Below are 16012 nucleotides of genomic sequence, written 5' to 3' on the forward strand. Positions count from 1 at the left end.
CCGCCATGCTGTCCATCCAGAACCTCCGCGCGGCCTATGGCGCCTCCGAAGTGCTGCATGGCATCGATCTTGAAGTTCAGGCTGGTCAGATCGTCGCCGTCATGGGCCGCAACGGCATGGGCAAGACGACGCTGATGAAAACCCTCATGGGCATCGTGCCGGAGGCCGGTGGCGAAACGCGGGTGGGCGAGACGTCGATTGGTGGCATGAAACCGCATCAGCGCGTTGCCGCCGGTGTCGCCTATGTGCCGCAGGGCCGCATGATCTTTTCCGCGATGACCGTCCGGGAAAACATCGAAACCGGGCTTACGACTACGAGCGCCAGCACGGTGCCAGGCGAGATCTACGAGCTGTTCCCTGTGTTGCTCGAAATGAAATCGCGACGCGGCGGAAACCTGTCGGGCGGCCAGCAGCAGCAGCTTGCCATCGCACGGGCATTGGCCTCGGATCCCAAGGTATTGCTGCTTGATGAGCCGACCGAAGGCATCCAGCCGTCGATTATCCGGGAAATGGCCCGCACTCTGCGTCAAATCCGCGACCGCAAGGGTCTGACCATTGTGGTGTCCGAACAGGTGCTGAGCTTTGCGCTGGATGTGGCCGACCGGGTCATCGTTATCGAAAACGGCACCTTCGTGCATGACAGCCCGCGCGCTGGCATCGACGAGGCACGTGTGTCGAAATTCCTATCGGTCTGAGCAAGATAACCAAGCAGAGAGGATACATCATGGCTGAAACACTGATCTCCGTGGATCTGAGCGAGAGCCCTCACACCAACGAGAATGTGCACAACCGTTGGCATCCCGACATCCCGATCAACGTCTGGGTGAAGCCGGGAGATGATTTCAAGATCGAGACCTACGATTGGACGGGCGGCCAGATCAAGAACGACGACGATGCCGTCGACGTGCGCGATGTGGAGCTTGAACAGGTGCACTATCTCTCCGGTCCTATCGGGGTGAAAGGCGCGGAGCCCGGCGATCTGCTGGTGGTCGACATTCTCGACATCGGTGCTGTCGAAGAGATGAACTGGGGCTTCAACGGTTTCTTTTCCAAAAACAACGGTGGCGGTTTCCTGACCGATCATTTTCCTGCCGCGCAGAAATCGATCTGGGATTTCGACGGTATGTTCACCAAATCCCGTCATGTGCCCGGGGTGAAATATGCCGGATTGATCCACCCCGGCCTGATTGGCTGTTTGCCGGATCGCAAGATGCTCGATATGTGGAACAGCCGCGAGACAAAGCTCTTCAACACCGATCCCGACAGGGTGCCGCCGTTGGCCGCGCTGCCCAACACGCAAAGCGCGCACATGGGCGCAATGCAGGGCGATCTGCGCGACAAGGCTGCAACCGAGGCTGCGCGTACTGTGCCCCCGCGCGAGCATGGCGGCAATTGCGACATCAAGGATCTCAGCCGCGGCTGCAAGATCTACTTCCCCGTCTACGTTGATGGCGCGGGTCTCTCGATGGGCGATCTGCACTTCAGCCAGGGCGATGGCGAGATTACCTTTTGCGGCGCGATTGAGATGGCTGGCTGGCTGCATCTGAAGGTTGATCTGATCAAAGACGGCATGAAGAAATACGGGATCAGGAACCCGATCTTCAAACCGTCGCCGATCAAACCGGTCTACGATGACTATCTGATCTTTGAGGGTATCTCTGTCGATGAAAGCGGCGAACAACACTACCTCGATGTGCATATTGCCTATCGTCAGGCCTGTCTCAACGCCATCGAATACCTCAAGAAATTCGGCTACACTGGTGCACAGGCCTACTCGATCCTCGGCACGGCGCCGGTTCAGGGGCATATCTCCGGCGTGGTGGATATTCCCAATGCCTGTGCCACGCTCTGGCTGCCCAACGAGATTTTCGAATGGGACATGATGCCGAACGCCGAGGGGCCGACCACGTACCTTGACGGCTCTGTCGACATGCCGATCGCGCATGATCTCTAGTCTCATGGGCCTCCGTCCGCGGAGGCCCATTCATCATGATAACAGGAGCGGCAAATGCCCCTTTACGACTATCTTTGCGAAACCTGCGGACCGTTCACAGCGTTTGCCAAGCTTGATCAGTACGCCGACCCCATCGCGTGCCCGGATTGCACGGCCACCGCCCCTCGGGTCATGATGAATGCGCCGCGGCTTGCGATCATGAATGGCAGCACACGCGTAGCCCACGCGACGAATGAACGCAGTGCCGACAGCCCGAAAAGATCCAGCCACGGTCCCGGTTGTGCCTGTTGTTCTTCCGGAAAATCCCGACCGTCAAAGACACTGCATCACGCGGACGGCGCGAAATCATTTCCCACTAAACGACCTTGGATGATTTCGCATTAGGTTGCGGCAACAGGATTGGTTGGTTCTGTCGCAAACTTAGCGGATGACAGCCATCCCAGAAGCCAGGCATTCGCTCGGACGGTACGCAGATTGACGATTGCGACCTCCGCATCCTCCGGGCTTGTTTGATCAGGGCGGTGATGACGCTCTGCGTGTCATTGTTTGCGATCTTTTCCAGCATCACGAAGCGTGAATGCCGCTCGACCAGCGTGCCGATATATCTGGTATTGGCGCCAATGATCAGATCACCTTTCCAGTGGCCAGGCACGGCGCGTTTCCCAATGTCGGGCGGGCGCTCACTGTTCGGCGCTGCATCATTGATCTTCCGTGGTTTCGACCCCTTCTGCGTTGCATGCCGGGACCCTTGGATGGCGCGTGGGCTGCGCAGGCATCGCTGAAGTTTGGTTTTTGGAATACCGCGCGTCTGCGCGTAGAGGCTGCGATAGATTGTTTCGTGGCTCACAGGCTCTTGCTCCTCCTCCGGAGGCCTGCGCATCAGCCATTCGGAAATCTGCTGAGGCGACCACTTCAATCGCAGCTTTCGAGCAATGAACGGGCACAAAAACCTCGTTGAAAGAGAGCGTACAGGCCTTGGGTCGCTTTGCGGAGTTGCATGCGCGTTGATCGGATTGAGCTGCGCGATACGAAATGCGCCCGCCGTTTCTGCGAACCTCCCGTCTGATCGTCGATGGGGGGCGCGTGGATGCGCTCATGATCCGTGTGCAGCACAAGCTCAACTCACACAACGTGTCGGAGGCGCTGACGAAGCTGGTCATCTTGTGTGGCCCGCCGGAGTAAATGCGTTCGCTTAACAGCCCCCAATTCATGGCGCAAAAAGCGGGGGATTGGTTTACAGCTGTCGGCGCCCAGACAGCTTACCTTGAGCCAGGACCACCTCGGGAGAGCAGATACTGCGAGAGCTTTACTGCGCAATCCAGGGATGAACTGCTAAACGGTGAACTCTTGGATAGCCCGCAAGAAGCCCGTGTCCTCATCAGACAGTGGCGCTTCCGCTACAACGTCGCAAAGATACACAGCGCGTTGGATCATCAGCCTCCCGCGTGGAGGGCGTCGTATAGACATACCAGAAGCCGACGATGCACGAACACCAAATATCCACCACCCCATGTGGCCATACCGCTGCAGCGTCAGCGTGCCAAAACAACGTCGGCCCTAATGTCGAGATCGTCTTCGATGGCATCCAGCAAATAGGTCGCCACGGCCGAGCGGGATACCAGCCCGTTCCGCCAGGTCTTGGGATCTCTCAGAACCGTTGGGGGTGTAGCTGACCCGTTCGTCAGGATCACTGGCCGAACGATCGTCCAGTCAAGGGCGCTGTCCATGATCAATGCTTCTTGCCGGTCCTTGTCGGCATAGGGGCGGCCAAGAACGGCGCGATGGCCAAGGCGCTCGATACTGCTCATGGCGGATTTTGAGCGACCAGCGCCGAAGCCGGTCACGACCACAAGCCGCGTTACACTCGCTTCAGACATCGCCGGTAGCAGAACTCGGGTCGTTTCAGAAAACAGCGTCTCCTCTTCCCACAGCATCGAAAGGCGTTCTTTGATGCCTAACGCGTAGATAACTGCCCGTGTACCAGCGAGGGCCTTTTTGACATCGTCCGACGATAGCGCGTCGCCGGGAAATGGCTCGACAAGCTCGGTCGCGTCCAGCTTGTCCGCCCCGCGCGCGAAGGCTCGCGCTGGCACACCACGCGATTGCGCTTCTTTCAACGCAGCGGCGCCAATGCCAGAGGTGGCGCCGAGGATCAGGATAGGCCCGCTCAATTCATCAGATCCTCAAAGAGGCTGTGGTAAGCGCGATGCTGGGCCAGATCGCGCTTGGTGATCGCCGCCCGAGACTGCCTTTCGGAGATGGCTTCCCAAGGTTGATCGACGCTGGGCACCTGCCGACCCGGGCGGTCGCAGGCTGGCAGAATGGATCGTTTGGCATCCGTTTGAGTGGTCATCTCTGATTTCTCCGTAGGTCAGTAGATATTTGATGACGGGCTGACGTTTTTGGTCGCTCCCCGGCATTAACGTCCGAAAATTCATTTCGTTCCGTATGAGTTGGACGGGCAAGTTTCCTTTCGACCCCTGGCCGTGCCGCGTCTTTGTGTCGGGGAGCCGTGGCATCTGCCGCGCGCCATCCAGTCCGACTGACAGCATGAACAGCCTAACAAAAACCATCGCCCCAGCAACAAAACAGGTGCGGGGATGCCGTGGTCGGGCAAAGGTTCAGCTCGCCGCTCAACAAAGGAGTGCACGTGGCCCCGCGCAACAGGTGGGCCGGCGACAGCCTAGAGAGTGGCGGAAACCAATTGTGGGCAATGATCGGGCAAATCGCTCGCTTTGCATGAGATGGCACTTCGCCCTTGAGGGCGAGCCCCACGGCGGTGGCTCTTCGCAGGCACGGGTGGCGGCCTGAAATCAAGTTTCTCCCATCACTTGCTCTGATCCATATCGGTGGAGAGCTGCGGGTGTTCGTCGCGTGATGGATGGGCGATGCTGTGACGGATGGATGCCTCAGAATTGTAGACCATCGCTGCCTTCCCGCTATGTCACCTAACACATGCCGGCCGCTGCCGTGTCGTCTGCGTGCAAGATCGGCTGGCAGCACACCCGAGAGTTCAACCGACTTGGAGTATCAGAAAATGAAGGCGTCTGACCTTTTCATCAAATGCCTCGAAGCAGAAGGTATTGAGCGCATCTACGGCGTCCCTGGTGAAGAGAACGCTGATTTCATGAAGTCACTTGAAGGCTCGTCTATCGACTTCATCCTGACACGCCACGAACAGGGCGCTGCATTCATGGCGGGGGTCTACGGGCGCCTGACAGGAAAGGTTGGCGTTTGCCTGGGCACGCTCGGTCCCGGCGCGACAAATCTGATCACCGGTGTAGCCGACAGCAATATGGATCGCGCACCCGTTCTGGTGATCACGGGACAAGGTGCGCTGACACGTCAGCACAAGGAAAGCCACCAGGTGATGAACGTGGTCGAGATGTACAGGCCCGTCACAAAGTGGAGCTGCGCTATCAATCATCCCGATAATATTCCTGAGATCGTGCACAAGGCGGTCAAGCTTGCGATCGCCGAGAAGCCGGGCGCCTGCCATATCGAACTGGCCGAAGACGTGGCGGCAATTGAAACGGAGGCGGTACCTCTGCGCTCGTCCCGGGTGCGAAGACCGGTGCCTGATGACAAGATCATAGACCAGGTCTGGGAGCGCCTGAAATCGGCCAAGTCACCGCTCATTATCGCGGGCAACGGGGCGATACGGACCCGCGCCAGTCAGCAATTGCGACAGCTCTGCGCGACAACGGGGATTGGTGCGCTCATGACGTTTATGGCCAAGGGCGCGCTGGATCTGGATGACCCACAGTGCCTTTACACTGTCGGGATGGGACAGCGGGATTATCCCCAGCTTGCCATCAACGCGGCGGACCTCATTCTGACGGTGGGCTACGACCCGGTGGAGTATGGACCGTCGAAATGGAACGCGGAATGTACCAAGGCGATCATTCATATGGATTTTGAGCCAGCGGAAAGCGATCAATACTATCAGCCTGATATCGAAGTCATTGGCGATCTGGCGCACGGTCTTGCGGCACTGAACGCGCGGATTTCGCGCGAAGGTGCACCGACTTATGATCTGAGCGCACAACGCACGCTGCGCGACAAGATGCAGGCCGAGTTTGCCGAACATGCTGCGGACGCCGCCACAGGACTCATTCGCCCACAAAAGGCCGTGGCCGACGCCCGCGCGGTCTTGGGTGCCGCCGATATCCTGTTGTCCGGTGTCGGTGCCCACAAGATGTGGGTGGCGCGCCATTATCAATCGCACGAACCCAACACCTGTTTGATCTCAAACGGGTTTTGTTCGATGGGCATGCCGCTCCCCGGCGCGATCGCGGCGAGACACGCCGTGCCGGAGGCGCGCGTTCTGGCGATTGTCGGCGATGGCGACGTCATGATGAACGTTCAGGAGATGGAAACGGCCTCGCGGCTCGGCTCCGACATCGCGGTGCTGGTCTGGGAAGACCGCGAATATGGTCTGATCGCGTGGAAGCAAGAACAGGACTTTGGCTCGCACACCGATCTGTCCTTCGACAATCCGGATTGGGCAAAGCTCTGCGCGTCCATGGGGTGGCACCATCAATTCTGCGAGGAAGCCAGCGATCTGCAGGATTGTCTGCGAGGCGCCCTGGATCACGACGGGCCTGCGATGGTGGTGATCCCCGTCGACTACCGGGAAAACATGGCGCTGACCCGGCGACTGGGTACCATTGATCAAACCTTTTGATGGTCCGCTGCGGAACCAAGCGCTGATCTTGATGTTGGGACGGGTAACCGCATTCAGAGAGGTGAACGCAAGATGACGACTGATAAAGAGCAATTCTGGGACATTATCGCCGAGCTGTCGGTCTGCATGGTAACCACACGAGATGGCGGTGTTATGCGCTCGCGTCCGATGGCGCCCTATATCGACAAAGGCGCGCGGACCATTCAGTTCATGACCGATGGCGACAGCGCCAAAGTGTTCGAGCTCGACGCCAATCAGGACATTGCCCTGAGCTTCTCAAATCCAGGCAAGATGTTGTTCGCATCGGTTTCTGGTCGCGGTGTCGTCAGTCGTGACCGCGCGCTGATCAAAGAGCTCTGGGGATCCTACGCGGACGTCTTCTTTGGCGGCAACCCCGAGGAGGCGGACGTCGCAATCGTCAAGATCGAGCCGACACAGGCCGAATTCTGGGACAACCGCGGGGGCAAGATCGCCATGGCAGCCGAGCTAACCCGCGCGTACTTCACGGATCATGGGCCAAACCTCGGAGAAAACGTCAAGCTCGATACCGTCACATAAGCTCTGTAAGCGAATTCCTCACATCAACGCGCGGAACCGTGGAAGATGGCTGCCCTCAGCTGATGACCGGTTTGCTGATCGCGGCGGGTCTCTGCTGTCCGGAAATCTCAATCCCGAGCGTCGGTTCGCGAGGTCAAGCCGTAAGCTGCAAGAATTCCCGTTGGAGCGGGAGTGGCCGTCGGTTGTGAAGGTGACGCATCACCAGTTGTTTGCCTAGGCGGCAGGGCACCAGCGGTCGTGCGAGCGCGGGCTGGGAAAGTATCAGGTTCGATAGGGCGTTAAACAGCGCTGCAAGCGCGGACCTGTCCAGTGTTTTGAGTGCCTGTTTGCCATCACAAAAACTCTCCATCGCGGATCCTTCCGCCACGAGAACAGCGTGGCGTCTCAATACTACGTCATATTAGGTGACCGGCGCGTTCCCTTTCGAAATATCGCCCCCCGGCATGCCGATAAGGCTCCTGGCGGCGATCAGTACCTCGAATGTACCGAACGTGCGTTGCGTGATCTTTCCCGCGATAAGGATCCGGTGATGTTGACAGATCCGCACATCCCGTCGCGGAGTATTTTGGCCCACAGCTCCTTTTCGAACCAAGATGGGCCGCTGACCGGGATGGTGCCTCAACTGTTCGGCTTTGACACGCGTCGACGAGATCCACCTGACCTGATCAACGGCACAGTCCAATGTCCGCTGTATCGAGCCGAGACGTATATCCTCTAATGGGATTGCGCCATCCGGGGCTTCCAGAAGCGTACCCTGACAAAAACAGACGTCCGCAGCGCCGGGCTTGGCGGATCTGTCATCTTGGAACGCGTCTCCCCCGTCCCCTTTGGATAGAGTTGCCTTCGCGGCTGTTTCCGAAGCTCTAGCCGATCCAGAATGCGTTGCCGAGCTGGAAAACTCAGAGTATAGGCAATCCATGCTGTCATCTTTAGCTGACGCGTAATGCAAGTCAAAAATGACACTTCTGACTAGTGGAATTTTGCTGCTGAGCGATGGTATGAGGTATCAAAAGACAGGCTGCAACTATGAACGATGTTGGCTCTGACAAGGAGCAATATCTCAGAATATATAATTATTTCAGTATATTATGAGAGATTCGAACAAAAAGATACAGAATGCTTGCATTGTTCCGATGGGGTCTCGGTGTTGTCACCGGTTTGTCTCCTGCAACTCGCGCAGCCTCTTGATACAATAGAGGTTTTAACTGCCAGCCGAACGTTTAAGCGACCTCGGAGACAGACTCAGACCGAGAAGAGAGTGTAAGCCATGCGTCTTTAGACTGTCTGCGTCGGCGAGTGGTGACAGCTCAGTTTACCCTAGCCAGTGCGGTATCTATTTGCCTAAGCAAACTCTCGGAGGTGAACGGCTTTTGTACGACCGGCGCCTTTGGGTATTCGGTTAGCATGTTTTCGACATCGCCATACCCCGTAGCCAGCACAAACGGAATGCCCATAGCATCCAGCTTTTGAGCCACTGGAAGAGACGTTTGACTTCCCAGGTTTATATCCAACACGGCCAAGGTGATCTCTTCATCAGCCATGATCTCTAGCGCATCATCGACTGAACTGGCGAGCCTAACTGCTTTGGCGCCATGCGCGGTCATGATGTCGGAGGCGTCAAGCGCGATCACCATATTGTCTTCAAGGATGAGGACTGTACCCGAAAGCTCTTTGCGGGTTGTGGGCTCTGCAGGCTCCTCCTTGGCAGGGCTTTCGATTGCTTCAAGCGTCCCTTTGGAAACAAATCTTGACGGGATCATGATATCGGCTTCGAACCCTGCCAGTTTGAAACGCGTCTCGACCTTGCCTTTCAGCTCAAACGGGACTGTGCGCTCGATGATGGTTGAGCCGAAACCCCGACGGGTCGGAGCCTGAACCGGTGGCCCGCCCTGTTCGCGCCACTTGATAAAGAGAGCCCCATCGTCAGTGATATCCAGATTGATGCTGACACGGCCCGCGCGATCGGTGAGCGCCCCGTATTTTGCGGAGTTCGTCACCAATTCATGAATGACGAGAGCCATGGTCGAAAAAGCTTCCGGCTCCAGCATCGGGGCGTCACCAGAGATATTCAAACGGTCATTCTGACCGGTCAGGTAGGCATTGACCTCCACCTCGATCATCTCCCGCAACGCCGTTGGTGCCCATTCCTGTCGTGTCAGTTGATCATGTGCACGTGCCAGCGACTGAATCCTGCCATCAAGAACCTTGGTATATGCCTCAATGGTGGTCGTTCCGGCTTTGCTTTGCGACACGAGGCCTTGGATCAGGTTCAAAATGTTCCGCACCCGGTGATTGAGTTCGGCAATCAGCAGTTCTTGCTTTTCGGCAGCAGCTTTGCGATCGGCGTTGGCTTCATCCGTCAGCTTCAGCACTATTTCAATCAGGGATATCCGCAGCGCTTCTGCCGCGCGCAACTCGCTCTCAGACCACGGCTCCGAGGTATGGCGCACCATTTCCGTCCACGCCTCAAAGCTTTTACGGGGTGTCAGGCGAACGCCATTCGGACCCATTTCAACGGGTTTCTCCGGGTTTCCGGCCCACCGGACCGAACGTGCAATCTCGTGGCGAAAGAACACAATATAGTCCCGCGGCGTCCGCGAAATCGGCACGGCAATAAGCCCGGCGACACGATCCCCTATGATCTCTGCATCTGGATAGTTTTCGATCAGACTGTCTGTGGCAAAGATCGTTCCGGTTGGCGCAGTGTTCAGAAAGCGCGCCAGACGTTTGAATTCCTCGGCGGTCGGGGCTGAGCCACGCGCGGTGTAGCGACCTTCGGAAAAGACGGCGACACCATCGCTTGCGACGATCCGGGACAATTCGTCTGCGATGACTTCAAAGCTGTCGACAAGATCACCGCCGGCGGACAGGCGCACCATAAGGCGGTCATGCAAATCGCGCGAGGCACGCTCTTCGTCGCGTATCGCGGCCTCCACCTTGCGCTCAAGCTCATAGGAGAACAATTGTGCAAACAGCTCAATGGCCGTCCGACGCTCGTAATCGGCATAACGAGGAGATCGGTGGTGACAGGCAAATAGCCCCCAGAGCTCTCCGTCTTTCAGAATTGAGACCGACATTGATGCAGCGACACCCATATTGCGCAGGTATTCGAGGTGGATCGGCGATACGGCGCGGGTGACCGACAAGGAAAGATCCAAGGGGTCACCGTGGGGGTTCTTCTCCGGGATGATGGGCGATACGTCCCCGTTCACATCGGCAATCAGGCGAAGCGTGCTGCGCTTGTATAACTCGCGTGCCTGCTTGGGGATGTCACTTGCCGGATATCTAAGTCCCAGAAACGGCTCCATTCCGGTCGCATGGCGCTCCGCTATAACCTCGCCCGACCCATCTGGTGCAAAGCGGTACACCATCACTCGGTCGAAACCCGACATTATCTGCAGTGCGGTAGCCGCTTCTTGCGCGGCAGAAAGGACAGTCTCTCTCTTGCCGACACGCGCAATAAGGGGCTGGACCAGCGCCAGATCATTGCGGTCCTGTCCATCGACTTTTTCCTCGAACTCGAAGATGTAGGATTGACCGGACGCATGGATGGAAATGTCGAATAACCTTCCGTTGTCCTGAACATCATACCCAAAGAGACGGCTGATCGCTGCACCACCGCTGCTGCTGATTTGCAGCTTCGTCCGAAGATCGTGAATGGTCTGCGACGGCAGCAGATCAATCAGCCGCTGTCCAACGGCAGCTTCCGGGTCAATGCCCAGGAGAAGCGCGCAATTCGCTGACAGATGGTTGACCATGAAATCCGCTGATGTCGAGATGAGACACCCGTAGCCCTGCACGTTTCCAAGCAAATGGATAGGCTCGCGGTCACAGTTCGTGAGATCGACAGCAGGCGTTGCCCTGTTTTCGATGTCGCGCTTTTTCACTAGGCTAACTCCGCGCTCCGAGGCCATTGTGCTGCTGGCGCACAAGCTGTGGCGTGGAACAACGCAAACAGCATTTTTGTATCGTGGATAATTGCTTTCGCACGTTCGCTATGCACCGGGACGTTGGAAAGCTGGTCGCAGATTCTGCGCCAGCGACCGGGCACCGGCGCAAACGAGAAATATGCACACGCCCGTCGGACCGTGGGGTCGCTCGCTGCCAGCCATCTGTTCCTGAGCACTTTGCTCCCAAGACGAGAGCCTTCAACCACGTAGTCGACCGCCAGCCTGTCTGGCTTTCGAACAATGGACCCGACACATATGGTTTCTGCACCACCCAATATCGCCAGGTCGGCGCCGATCCGGCGCACCATCTCATCCAGACCGTGCCATGCGTCGCTTTCCACCGTCACACGGTCACGGATATACCGAAAACAGCTTTGGTGGATCGAGAGGAACCGCCCAAACCCGTCGACTGTCGCAAGATCGATGGACGACATCAGCATATCCACTCGCTCATGTTCCGCCCGTGTCTCAATCTTCAAAACCTGTCGAAAATCTGCACACATAGATGGCCGCCCTTCATCCGGTTTATCTTTACTTCAGGTAAGGCGGTTCGCGCTACCGAGAGTTCCAGCCGCCTTCAGTCCTGCAAACCCTGACGCCTGTCAATAAACTATGACATAGCAAGATGAGACGCTGAACTTCGATGTTGATTGGAAAGGCTGCTTCGTCGCGTTTTTATCGTCAGGGGAGGTCATCTCGGCCGCCGTTCACGCCCCAAGGCTGTCGTACATCTAAACCGGACCCCGTTGCCCAACAGCCATTTTCAGATCATTTGCGGTGTTTCGATCCAGCCTATGGTTACAATCGCCGGTCTGAGTGATTTTAAACGCGTCATCGGTTGCGCCCGTCGCGTTTCAAACCGGTGATCCTGCTGGACGACGTTGTCGAGACACTTGGCCCGGTAGACCCCGAGCCGCGGCGATCGAGCGCCCTACCATATGCTGGCTGTGGGTGTCTGCTCAGGTGAATAAGCTACCACGCTGAATTCGCGAGATGAATCCCTCATGGGATTTGTGCAACAGAGCCGAGGGCCGCCTTTCCTCGCAGGGGATGCCAACTGCTTTTGGCACGTTCAATGCCGGCGGAGCAGGAGCAATCCACCACACTCGTTATGCCGACTGCGATCGCAACATCGACCGGTCCGTGAGGGGAATGTTCTGTGGAACATGACCCAGGATATCGTCGATCAGGCCCACGCTGATTTGAAGCCGAAGGTGGTCCGCAGCTCACTTCAACACGTGCTCCGCGTGACGCGAAGCTCTGCAACCACTCAAAAACCGCCTTTTTCTGCATTTAACCCATCCTGTTTTCCTAGAGTTCGAACGATCCTCCCCACTAACTCGCCAAAAATTAAGGATCTTCTGATCTAGTCTTGCCGAGCATGGCAAGCACGGGGCAGATCTATGGTGTCGGGTTCCACCACATTGCGAAAATTTCTGTTGTTTGGTGTTGGCGTGGCTTGTTGGCTTACGGGGTCGCCGCTTGCCGCGCAGGAACCAGCGCTCCCGCCCATCCGGATGGCGTATACGGAGTTCTATCCACACGCATTCACCGATGTGAATGGTCAGCCTCAGGGCCTGGCAATTGATGTTGCCCGGCGGCTGGTTGGGGCGACGGGCCGCGAGCTGGAGTTCCTGCCTACTGCAGATCCCGGTGTGATGATGGACATGATAGTCTCCGGTGAGGCTGACATGACCGCAACGCTCGGGTTGACCCAAGATCGGCTGGCGATAGCCCGCGCGACCCGGCCTTTCGGATCATTCCGAACGGTTCTTTTTGCTCGGAAGGACGGCACACGGCGAACGCTGGAGGATTTTCACGGAAGCCGGATCGGTGTCGTCACAGGCTCTCTGACCGTGAGATTTGCGGCTGGAATACCCTCCGCAGAGGTTGTGGAATATCCGAGTGCCGATGCTCGCGTCATGGCGCTGTTGACCGGTGACATCGACGCGACGATTGCGACTGCAGACAGTTTTGCCAAACGTTTGCGGCAAATTGGCTCCGACATCTTTGTCGAGCCCATAGAACCGCCACTGGGTCAAACACCTTATGGCTTTTTTGTCTCATCTGCTTCGGGCGATCTGCTTGATTCTCTGAATGCACAAATCGAAGCGCAACTGACACCGGAGGTTCTGGATCAGATCAGGACCTCGTGGTTCGGACAACCAACGCGATTGCCCGAGCATGACTATATTTTATGGGGATCAATTGCTGGTTTGATCGTCCTGACCATCGCGATAGGTGCCCTCTTCAGTTCCAGGCGAAATCGTCGCCGAGCCACCAGCCTGCTTACCGAAAATGCCGAAAACCGATTGCTTGTCGATGCCCTGGATGGCGTAGACTCTGCCATCGCTATTTTCGACAAGGAGATGCATGCGGTGCATTGGAACAAAGGGTTCGTGCGCGCCATGCCAAAGATGGTGGATGCCCTTTCCAAGGGAGCGCATCTGAGGTCCCTGATCGCTGCCTCTTACACCAATGGGACGATTGATCAGGGGATGAGTGCTGCCGAAGCCGAGGACTTCGCCGACAGCATCGTCCAGCGGCTCGCAGATGGCGAAGCTCAGAACCGTATTGTATACGCCGGTGATGGGCGGATTTTTGACGCCACAGATTTCGCCATTGGCGAAGACCATTTTGCATCCGTCCGGGTTGACGTGACCAAACTGTATAAACAGGCAGAAATCATCCAAACTCAGAAAAGTGAACTGGAGGCCGCCAATGAACGGTTGGCCCTGTTCGCCACGATCGCCGCACATGACCTGAAAGCCCCTCTGGTTCAGCAAGCATTATTGATGGACTTCATCGAAGAGGACATCGCGGGTCTCGGATACGAGCTTCCTGAGGAAATTCGTGAGCATTTCAACATGCTGACAAACCTGTCTGGCAAGATGAAGCGCCTGATCCAGGACCTTCTGGACCATTCTCGTAGTGCGGTACCTCCAGAGCAATTCGAGGACGTCGACCTGAACGCACGACTGCCGGACATCCTTGATATGGTCGGTTTGCCGGGTGGGTTCCGGGTCGAACTTGAAACCCAGACCCCCATTGTACGCGTTGATCCTGTGGCCTTTGACACGGTGGTAAGAAACCTAGTCTCCAACGCAGTCAAACATCACGATCGCGACGAAGGCGTTATCATGATCCGAGGAAAAGAGGCAGACGGGGTAGCCGTATTCGAATTTGAAGATGACGGGCCGGGTATCCCGGAACAGTACCAAAGATCGATTTTCGAACCGTTCAAACGCTTATCTTCGAAAGTGGAAGGCACCGGATTGGGGTTATCCTTTATCCATAGGACGGCGCTTGAGTGGGGAGGGAGCGTTCAAGTCCACTGTCCGGCCGAGCGAGGCAGCATTTTCACTCTTTTGATCCCAACTGTGGCTGTCGCCCGACCTCTAGCGGCAGAGTAATGAGCTGAGACTTGCACGGAAAGTTGCTCAAATTACACTTGAAAAAACTCCTTGGCCGGTTCTTTTTGTTCGGGCAACAAAAGTGTGGCCTCGTTCCACCGCTCGTTTGAACGACCAGTTTATGTCTCGTTGATCCCATTTGCGCAAAACTAACGCTCTTGGTGTTGCACTTCCCCCCCCCCCGATTTTACTGGATACTCATAGCCTGCTCTCGAGAAAACTGTCCATGAATGTGCATTTCGCATTGATGTGACCTCCAAGCCCGATAGGCGAGAGGCAGCGGCGATCTCATCTTTCATCAAAGAATTCATGTCGGAGTGGACCGAAGAGGAGGCACCAACTGACCACGGTTTGCTCAGCCAAATGCTCCCGAAATACGCCATGGGAGAGACCTAACTGGCGGTTCTCTAGGGAAAATTCAGACCGTCATGTGGCATGTCATGGGAGACTATCGCGGCGCGTTCTTGATCGTGATGTCAGAAGGGTATTTTCCAGTCGTCAAAGTGGCAAAAAGTTTAGGTAGCTCAGCCTGAGGTAGCGCCGCCAGATGTTGTGCCATTGGCGCCGTCGGTTTGAGCCTTAGTCTAATCAAGCAGCTGAACAGGTTCATCCAGATGCTCTTTTGCGAGAGGTAGGTTCATGAAGCACGAAATGTCCCTTGGCGCCGCGGCACAGGCGAGATCCGACGGGCTCAGGGACCTCATTAGCATCATCACAACCGGAACGTCGTTGTTCTTGCCCGGATAGCTTTGAGCGGCGTCCAGAAACTCCAGCCCATCTATCTGGAGCATGCGAATGTCCAGTAGAATAAGATCATTCAGAGGATGTGCGTTGTCCGCGAGATAAGTAGCCGCATCCGCTGCCTTGGTGAAAAATGATGTCATCCGCCAGACCCGAGCGCCAAATGATGCGCTTGTAGAGCTTTTGATCGAAAGGCGCGTCGTCAATCAGCTTGACCCATCAAAGTGGTGTTGGTTTCTTCATGCTGCCTGCTCGCCTGTCCAGGTCGGCCTCCAAGCCAATCTCTATCTCGAATGCGGTGTCCCAGCGCGAAACGATCAACTGGTCATGAAGGTTGCGGACATCATGGAGACGCCCGGCGGCACGGTTATGTCGCCGGAAGAAACAGGCAGCCTTTTGCGGTTATGAAGGTCTTGGGGCAGCAGTTGATTGTATCGGCAGGCGCGAGTGGGATCGGCCTTTCCATCGCCCGCCATTTCGCTGCCGAATGTGATCTCGCCACGGTCTGCGATGTTACGGACGCTGCGGTAATGGGCCGCTTTGTGAATTGTGCCGTTTCGCGTCCACTAGATGTTGGAACAGTGATTGCCAATGCAGGCATCGCTGGACCCACTGCGATATTTGAAGGGATCACAGTGATCAGCCCCACCTGAGTGGTCCAATTTGATTGTTAGTGCATGATTGGCGTTTGGTCCATCTGGACGATGGT

16 protein-coding genes are annotated in these 16012 nt (G+C 56.7%); 9 read left to right on the top strand and 7 right to left on the bottom strand.

Features of this window, described 5'->3' with window-relative positions; genetic code table 11:
- Positions 1 to 5: 5 nt before the first annotated feature.
- The 3 genes from urtE to Q1A53_RS14165 are packed head-to-tail and all read left to right on the top strand — an operon-like array spanning position 6 to position 2338.
- A complete protein-coding gene (urtE, locus tag Q1A53_RS14155; protein WP_299967923.1) occupies positions 6 to 695 on the top strand; it encodes an urea ABC transporter ATP-binding subunit UrtE in 690 nt (229 codons plus the stop codon).
- 29 nt (positions 696 to 724) lie between these two features.
- The gene (fmdA, locus tag Q1A53_RS14160) at positions 725 to 1954 is read left to right on the top strand and encodes a formamidase (RefSeq protein ID WP_299967924.1); all 1230 of its coding nucleotides are present in this window, start codon (positions 725 to 727) and stop codon (positions 1952 to 1954) included.
- A 54-nt stretch (positions 1955 to 2008) separates the two neighbouring features.
- A complete protein-coding gene (locus tag Q1A53_RS14165; RefSeq protein WP_299967926.1) occupies positions 2009 to 2338 on the top strand; it encodes an FmdB family zinc ribbon protein in 330 nt (109 codons plus the stop codon).
- Here Q1A53_RS14165 and Q1A53_RS14170 read toward each other — a convergent pair.
- Complete coding sequence (locus Q1A53_RS14170) at positions 2310 to 2900, bottom strand: IS30 family transposase (RefSeq protein WP_366872734.1); 591 nt, start codon at positions 2898 to 2900, stop codon at positions 2310 to 2312. The two genes, Q1A53_RS14165 and Q1A53_RS14170, sit on opposite strands and share 29 nt — an antisense overlap.
- Before the next feature lie 86 nt (positions 2901 to 2986).
- On the opposite strand from Q1A53_RS14170, the gene Q1A53_RS14175 reads away from it, so the two are divergent.
- Both Q1A53_RS14175 and Q1A53_RS23415 read left to right on the top strand, forming a co-directional pair.
- On the top strand, positions 2987 to 3136 hold the full coding sequence (locus tag Q1A53_RS14175) for a hypothetical protein (RefSeq protein WP_299967931.1): 150 nt from the start codon (positions 2987 to 2989) through the stop codon (positions 3134 to 3136).
- A gap of 27 nt (positions 3137 to 3163) precedes the next feature.
- The gene (locus Q1A53_RS23415; RefSeq protein WP_366872737.1) at positions 3164 to 3550 is read left to right on the top strand and encodes an integrase core domain-containing protein; all 387 of its coding nucleotides are present in this window, start codon (positions 3164 to 3166) and stop codon (positions 3548 to 3550) included.
- Here Q1A53_RS23415 and Q1A53_RS14180 read toward each other — a convergent pair.
- Entirely contained in the window at positions 3487 to 4125 is a 639-nt protein-coding gene (locus tag Q1A53_RS14180; RefSeq protein WP_299967933.1) for an NAD(P)-binding oxidoreductase, read from the bottom strand. The two genes, Q1A53_RS23415 and Q1A53_RS14180, sit on opposite strands and share 64 nt — an antisense overlap.
- Positions 4122 to 4307 (bottom strand): hypothetical protein, encoded by a 186-nt coding sequence (locus Q1A53_RS14185; protein ID WP_299967936.1) that lies wholly within the window; start codon positions 4305 to 4307, stop codon positions 4122 to 4124. Before Q1A53_RS14185 ends, Q1A53_RS14180 begins: the two co-directional genes overlap by 4 nt.
- Before the next feature lie 684 nt (positions 4308 to 4991).
- Between Q1A53_RS14185 and Q1A53_RS14190 the strand changes: the two genes are divergently transcribed.
- Together Q1A53_RS14190 and Q1A53_RS14195 are read left to right on the top strand one after the other, a co-directional pair.
- On the top strand, positions 4992 to 6641 hold the full coding sequence (locus tag Q1A53_RS14190) for an acetolactate synthase large subunit (RefSeq protein WP_299967939.1): 1650 nt from the start codon (positions 4992 to 4994) through the stop codon (positions 6639 to 6641).
- Positions 6642 to 6713: 72 nt separating this feature from the next.
- A complete protein-coding gene (locus Q1A53_RS14195; protein ID WP_299967941.1) occupies positions 6714 to 7199 on the top strand; it encodes a pyridoxamine 5'-phosphate oxidase family protein in 486 nt (161 codons plus the stop codon).
- 400 nt (positions 7200 to 7599) lie between these two features.
- Here the strand turns inward: Q1A53_RS14195 and Q1A53_RS23420 are convergent, their stop codons facing one another.
- From Q1A53_RS23420 to Q1A53_RS14205, 3 genes are all read right to left on the bottom strand, one after another.
- Entirely contained in the window at positions 7600 to 8118 is a 519-nt protein-coding gene (locus tag Q1A53_RS23420) for a Hint domain-containing protein (RefSeq protein WP_366872739.1), read from the bottom strand.
- 388 nt (positions 8119 to 8506) lie between these two features.
- Positions 8507 to 11086: an HWE histidine kinase domain-containing protein gene (locus Q1A53_RS14200; RefSeq protein WP_299967943.1), complete on the bottom strand. Its 2580-nt coding sequence runs from the start codon at positions 11084 to 11086 to the stop codon at positions 8507 to 8509.
- Positions 11086 to 11583: a hypothetical protein gene (locus Q1A53_RS14205; RefSeq protein WP_299967946.1), complete on the bottom strand. Its 498-nt coding sequence runs from the start codon at positions 11581 to 11583 to the stop codon at positions 11086 to 11088. The genes Q1A53_RS14200 and Q1A53_RS14205 overlap by 1 nt, the downstream gene beginning before the upstream one ends.
- 1083 nt (positions 11584 to 12666) lie before the next feature.
- On the opposite strand from Q1A53_RS14205, the gene Q1A53_RS14210 reads away from it, so the two are divergent.
- Positions 12667 to 14562, top strand: coding sequence for a transporter substrate-binding domain-containing protein (locus tag Q1A53_RS14210; RefSeq protein ID WP_299967949.1), 1896 nt, complete (start codon positions 12667 to 12669; stop codon positions 14560 to 14562).
- Positions 14563 to 15146: 584 nt separating this feature from the next.
- On the opposite strand, the gene Q1A53_RS14215 is transcribed toward Q1A53_RS14210, so the two are convergent.
- Entirely contained in the window at positions 15147 to 15353 is a 207-nt protein-coding gene (locus Q1A53_RS14215) for a hypothetical protein (RefSeq protein ID WP_299967951.1), read from the bottom strand.
- A gap of 76 nt (positions 15354 to 15429) precedes the next feature.
- Here Q1A53_RS14215 and Q1A53_RS14220 point away from each other — a divergent pair, with 76 nt between their 5' ends.
- Positions 15430 to 15711, top strand: a complete 282-nt coding sequence (locus Q1A53_RS14220; RefSeq protein ID WP_299967953.1) for a 3-keto-5-aminohexanoate cleavage protein — start codon at positions 15430 to 15432, stop codon at positions 15709 to 15711.
- Positions 15712 to 16012: the final 301 nt, after the last annotated feature.

The sequence above is a fragment of the uncultured Roseobacter sp. genome (genome assembly GCF_947496515.1).
GTDB lineage: Bacteria > Pseudomonadota > Alphaproteobacteria > Rhodobacterales > Rhodobacteraceae > Roseobacter.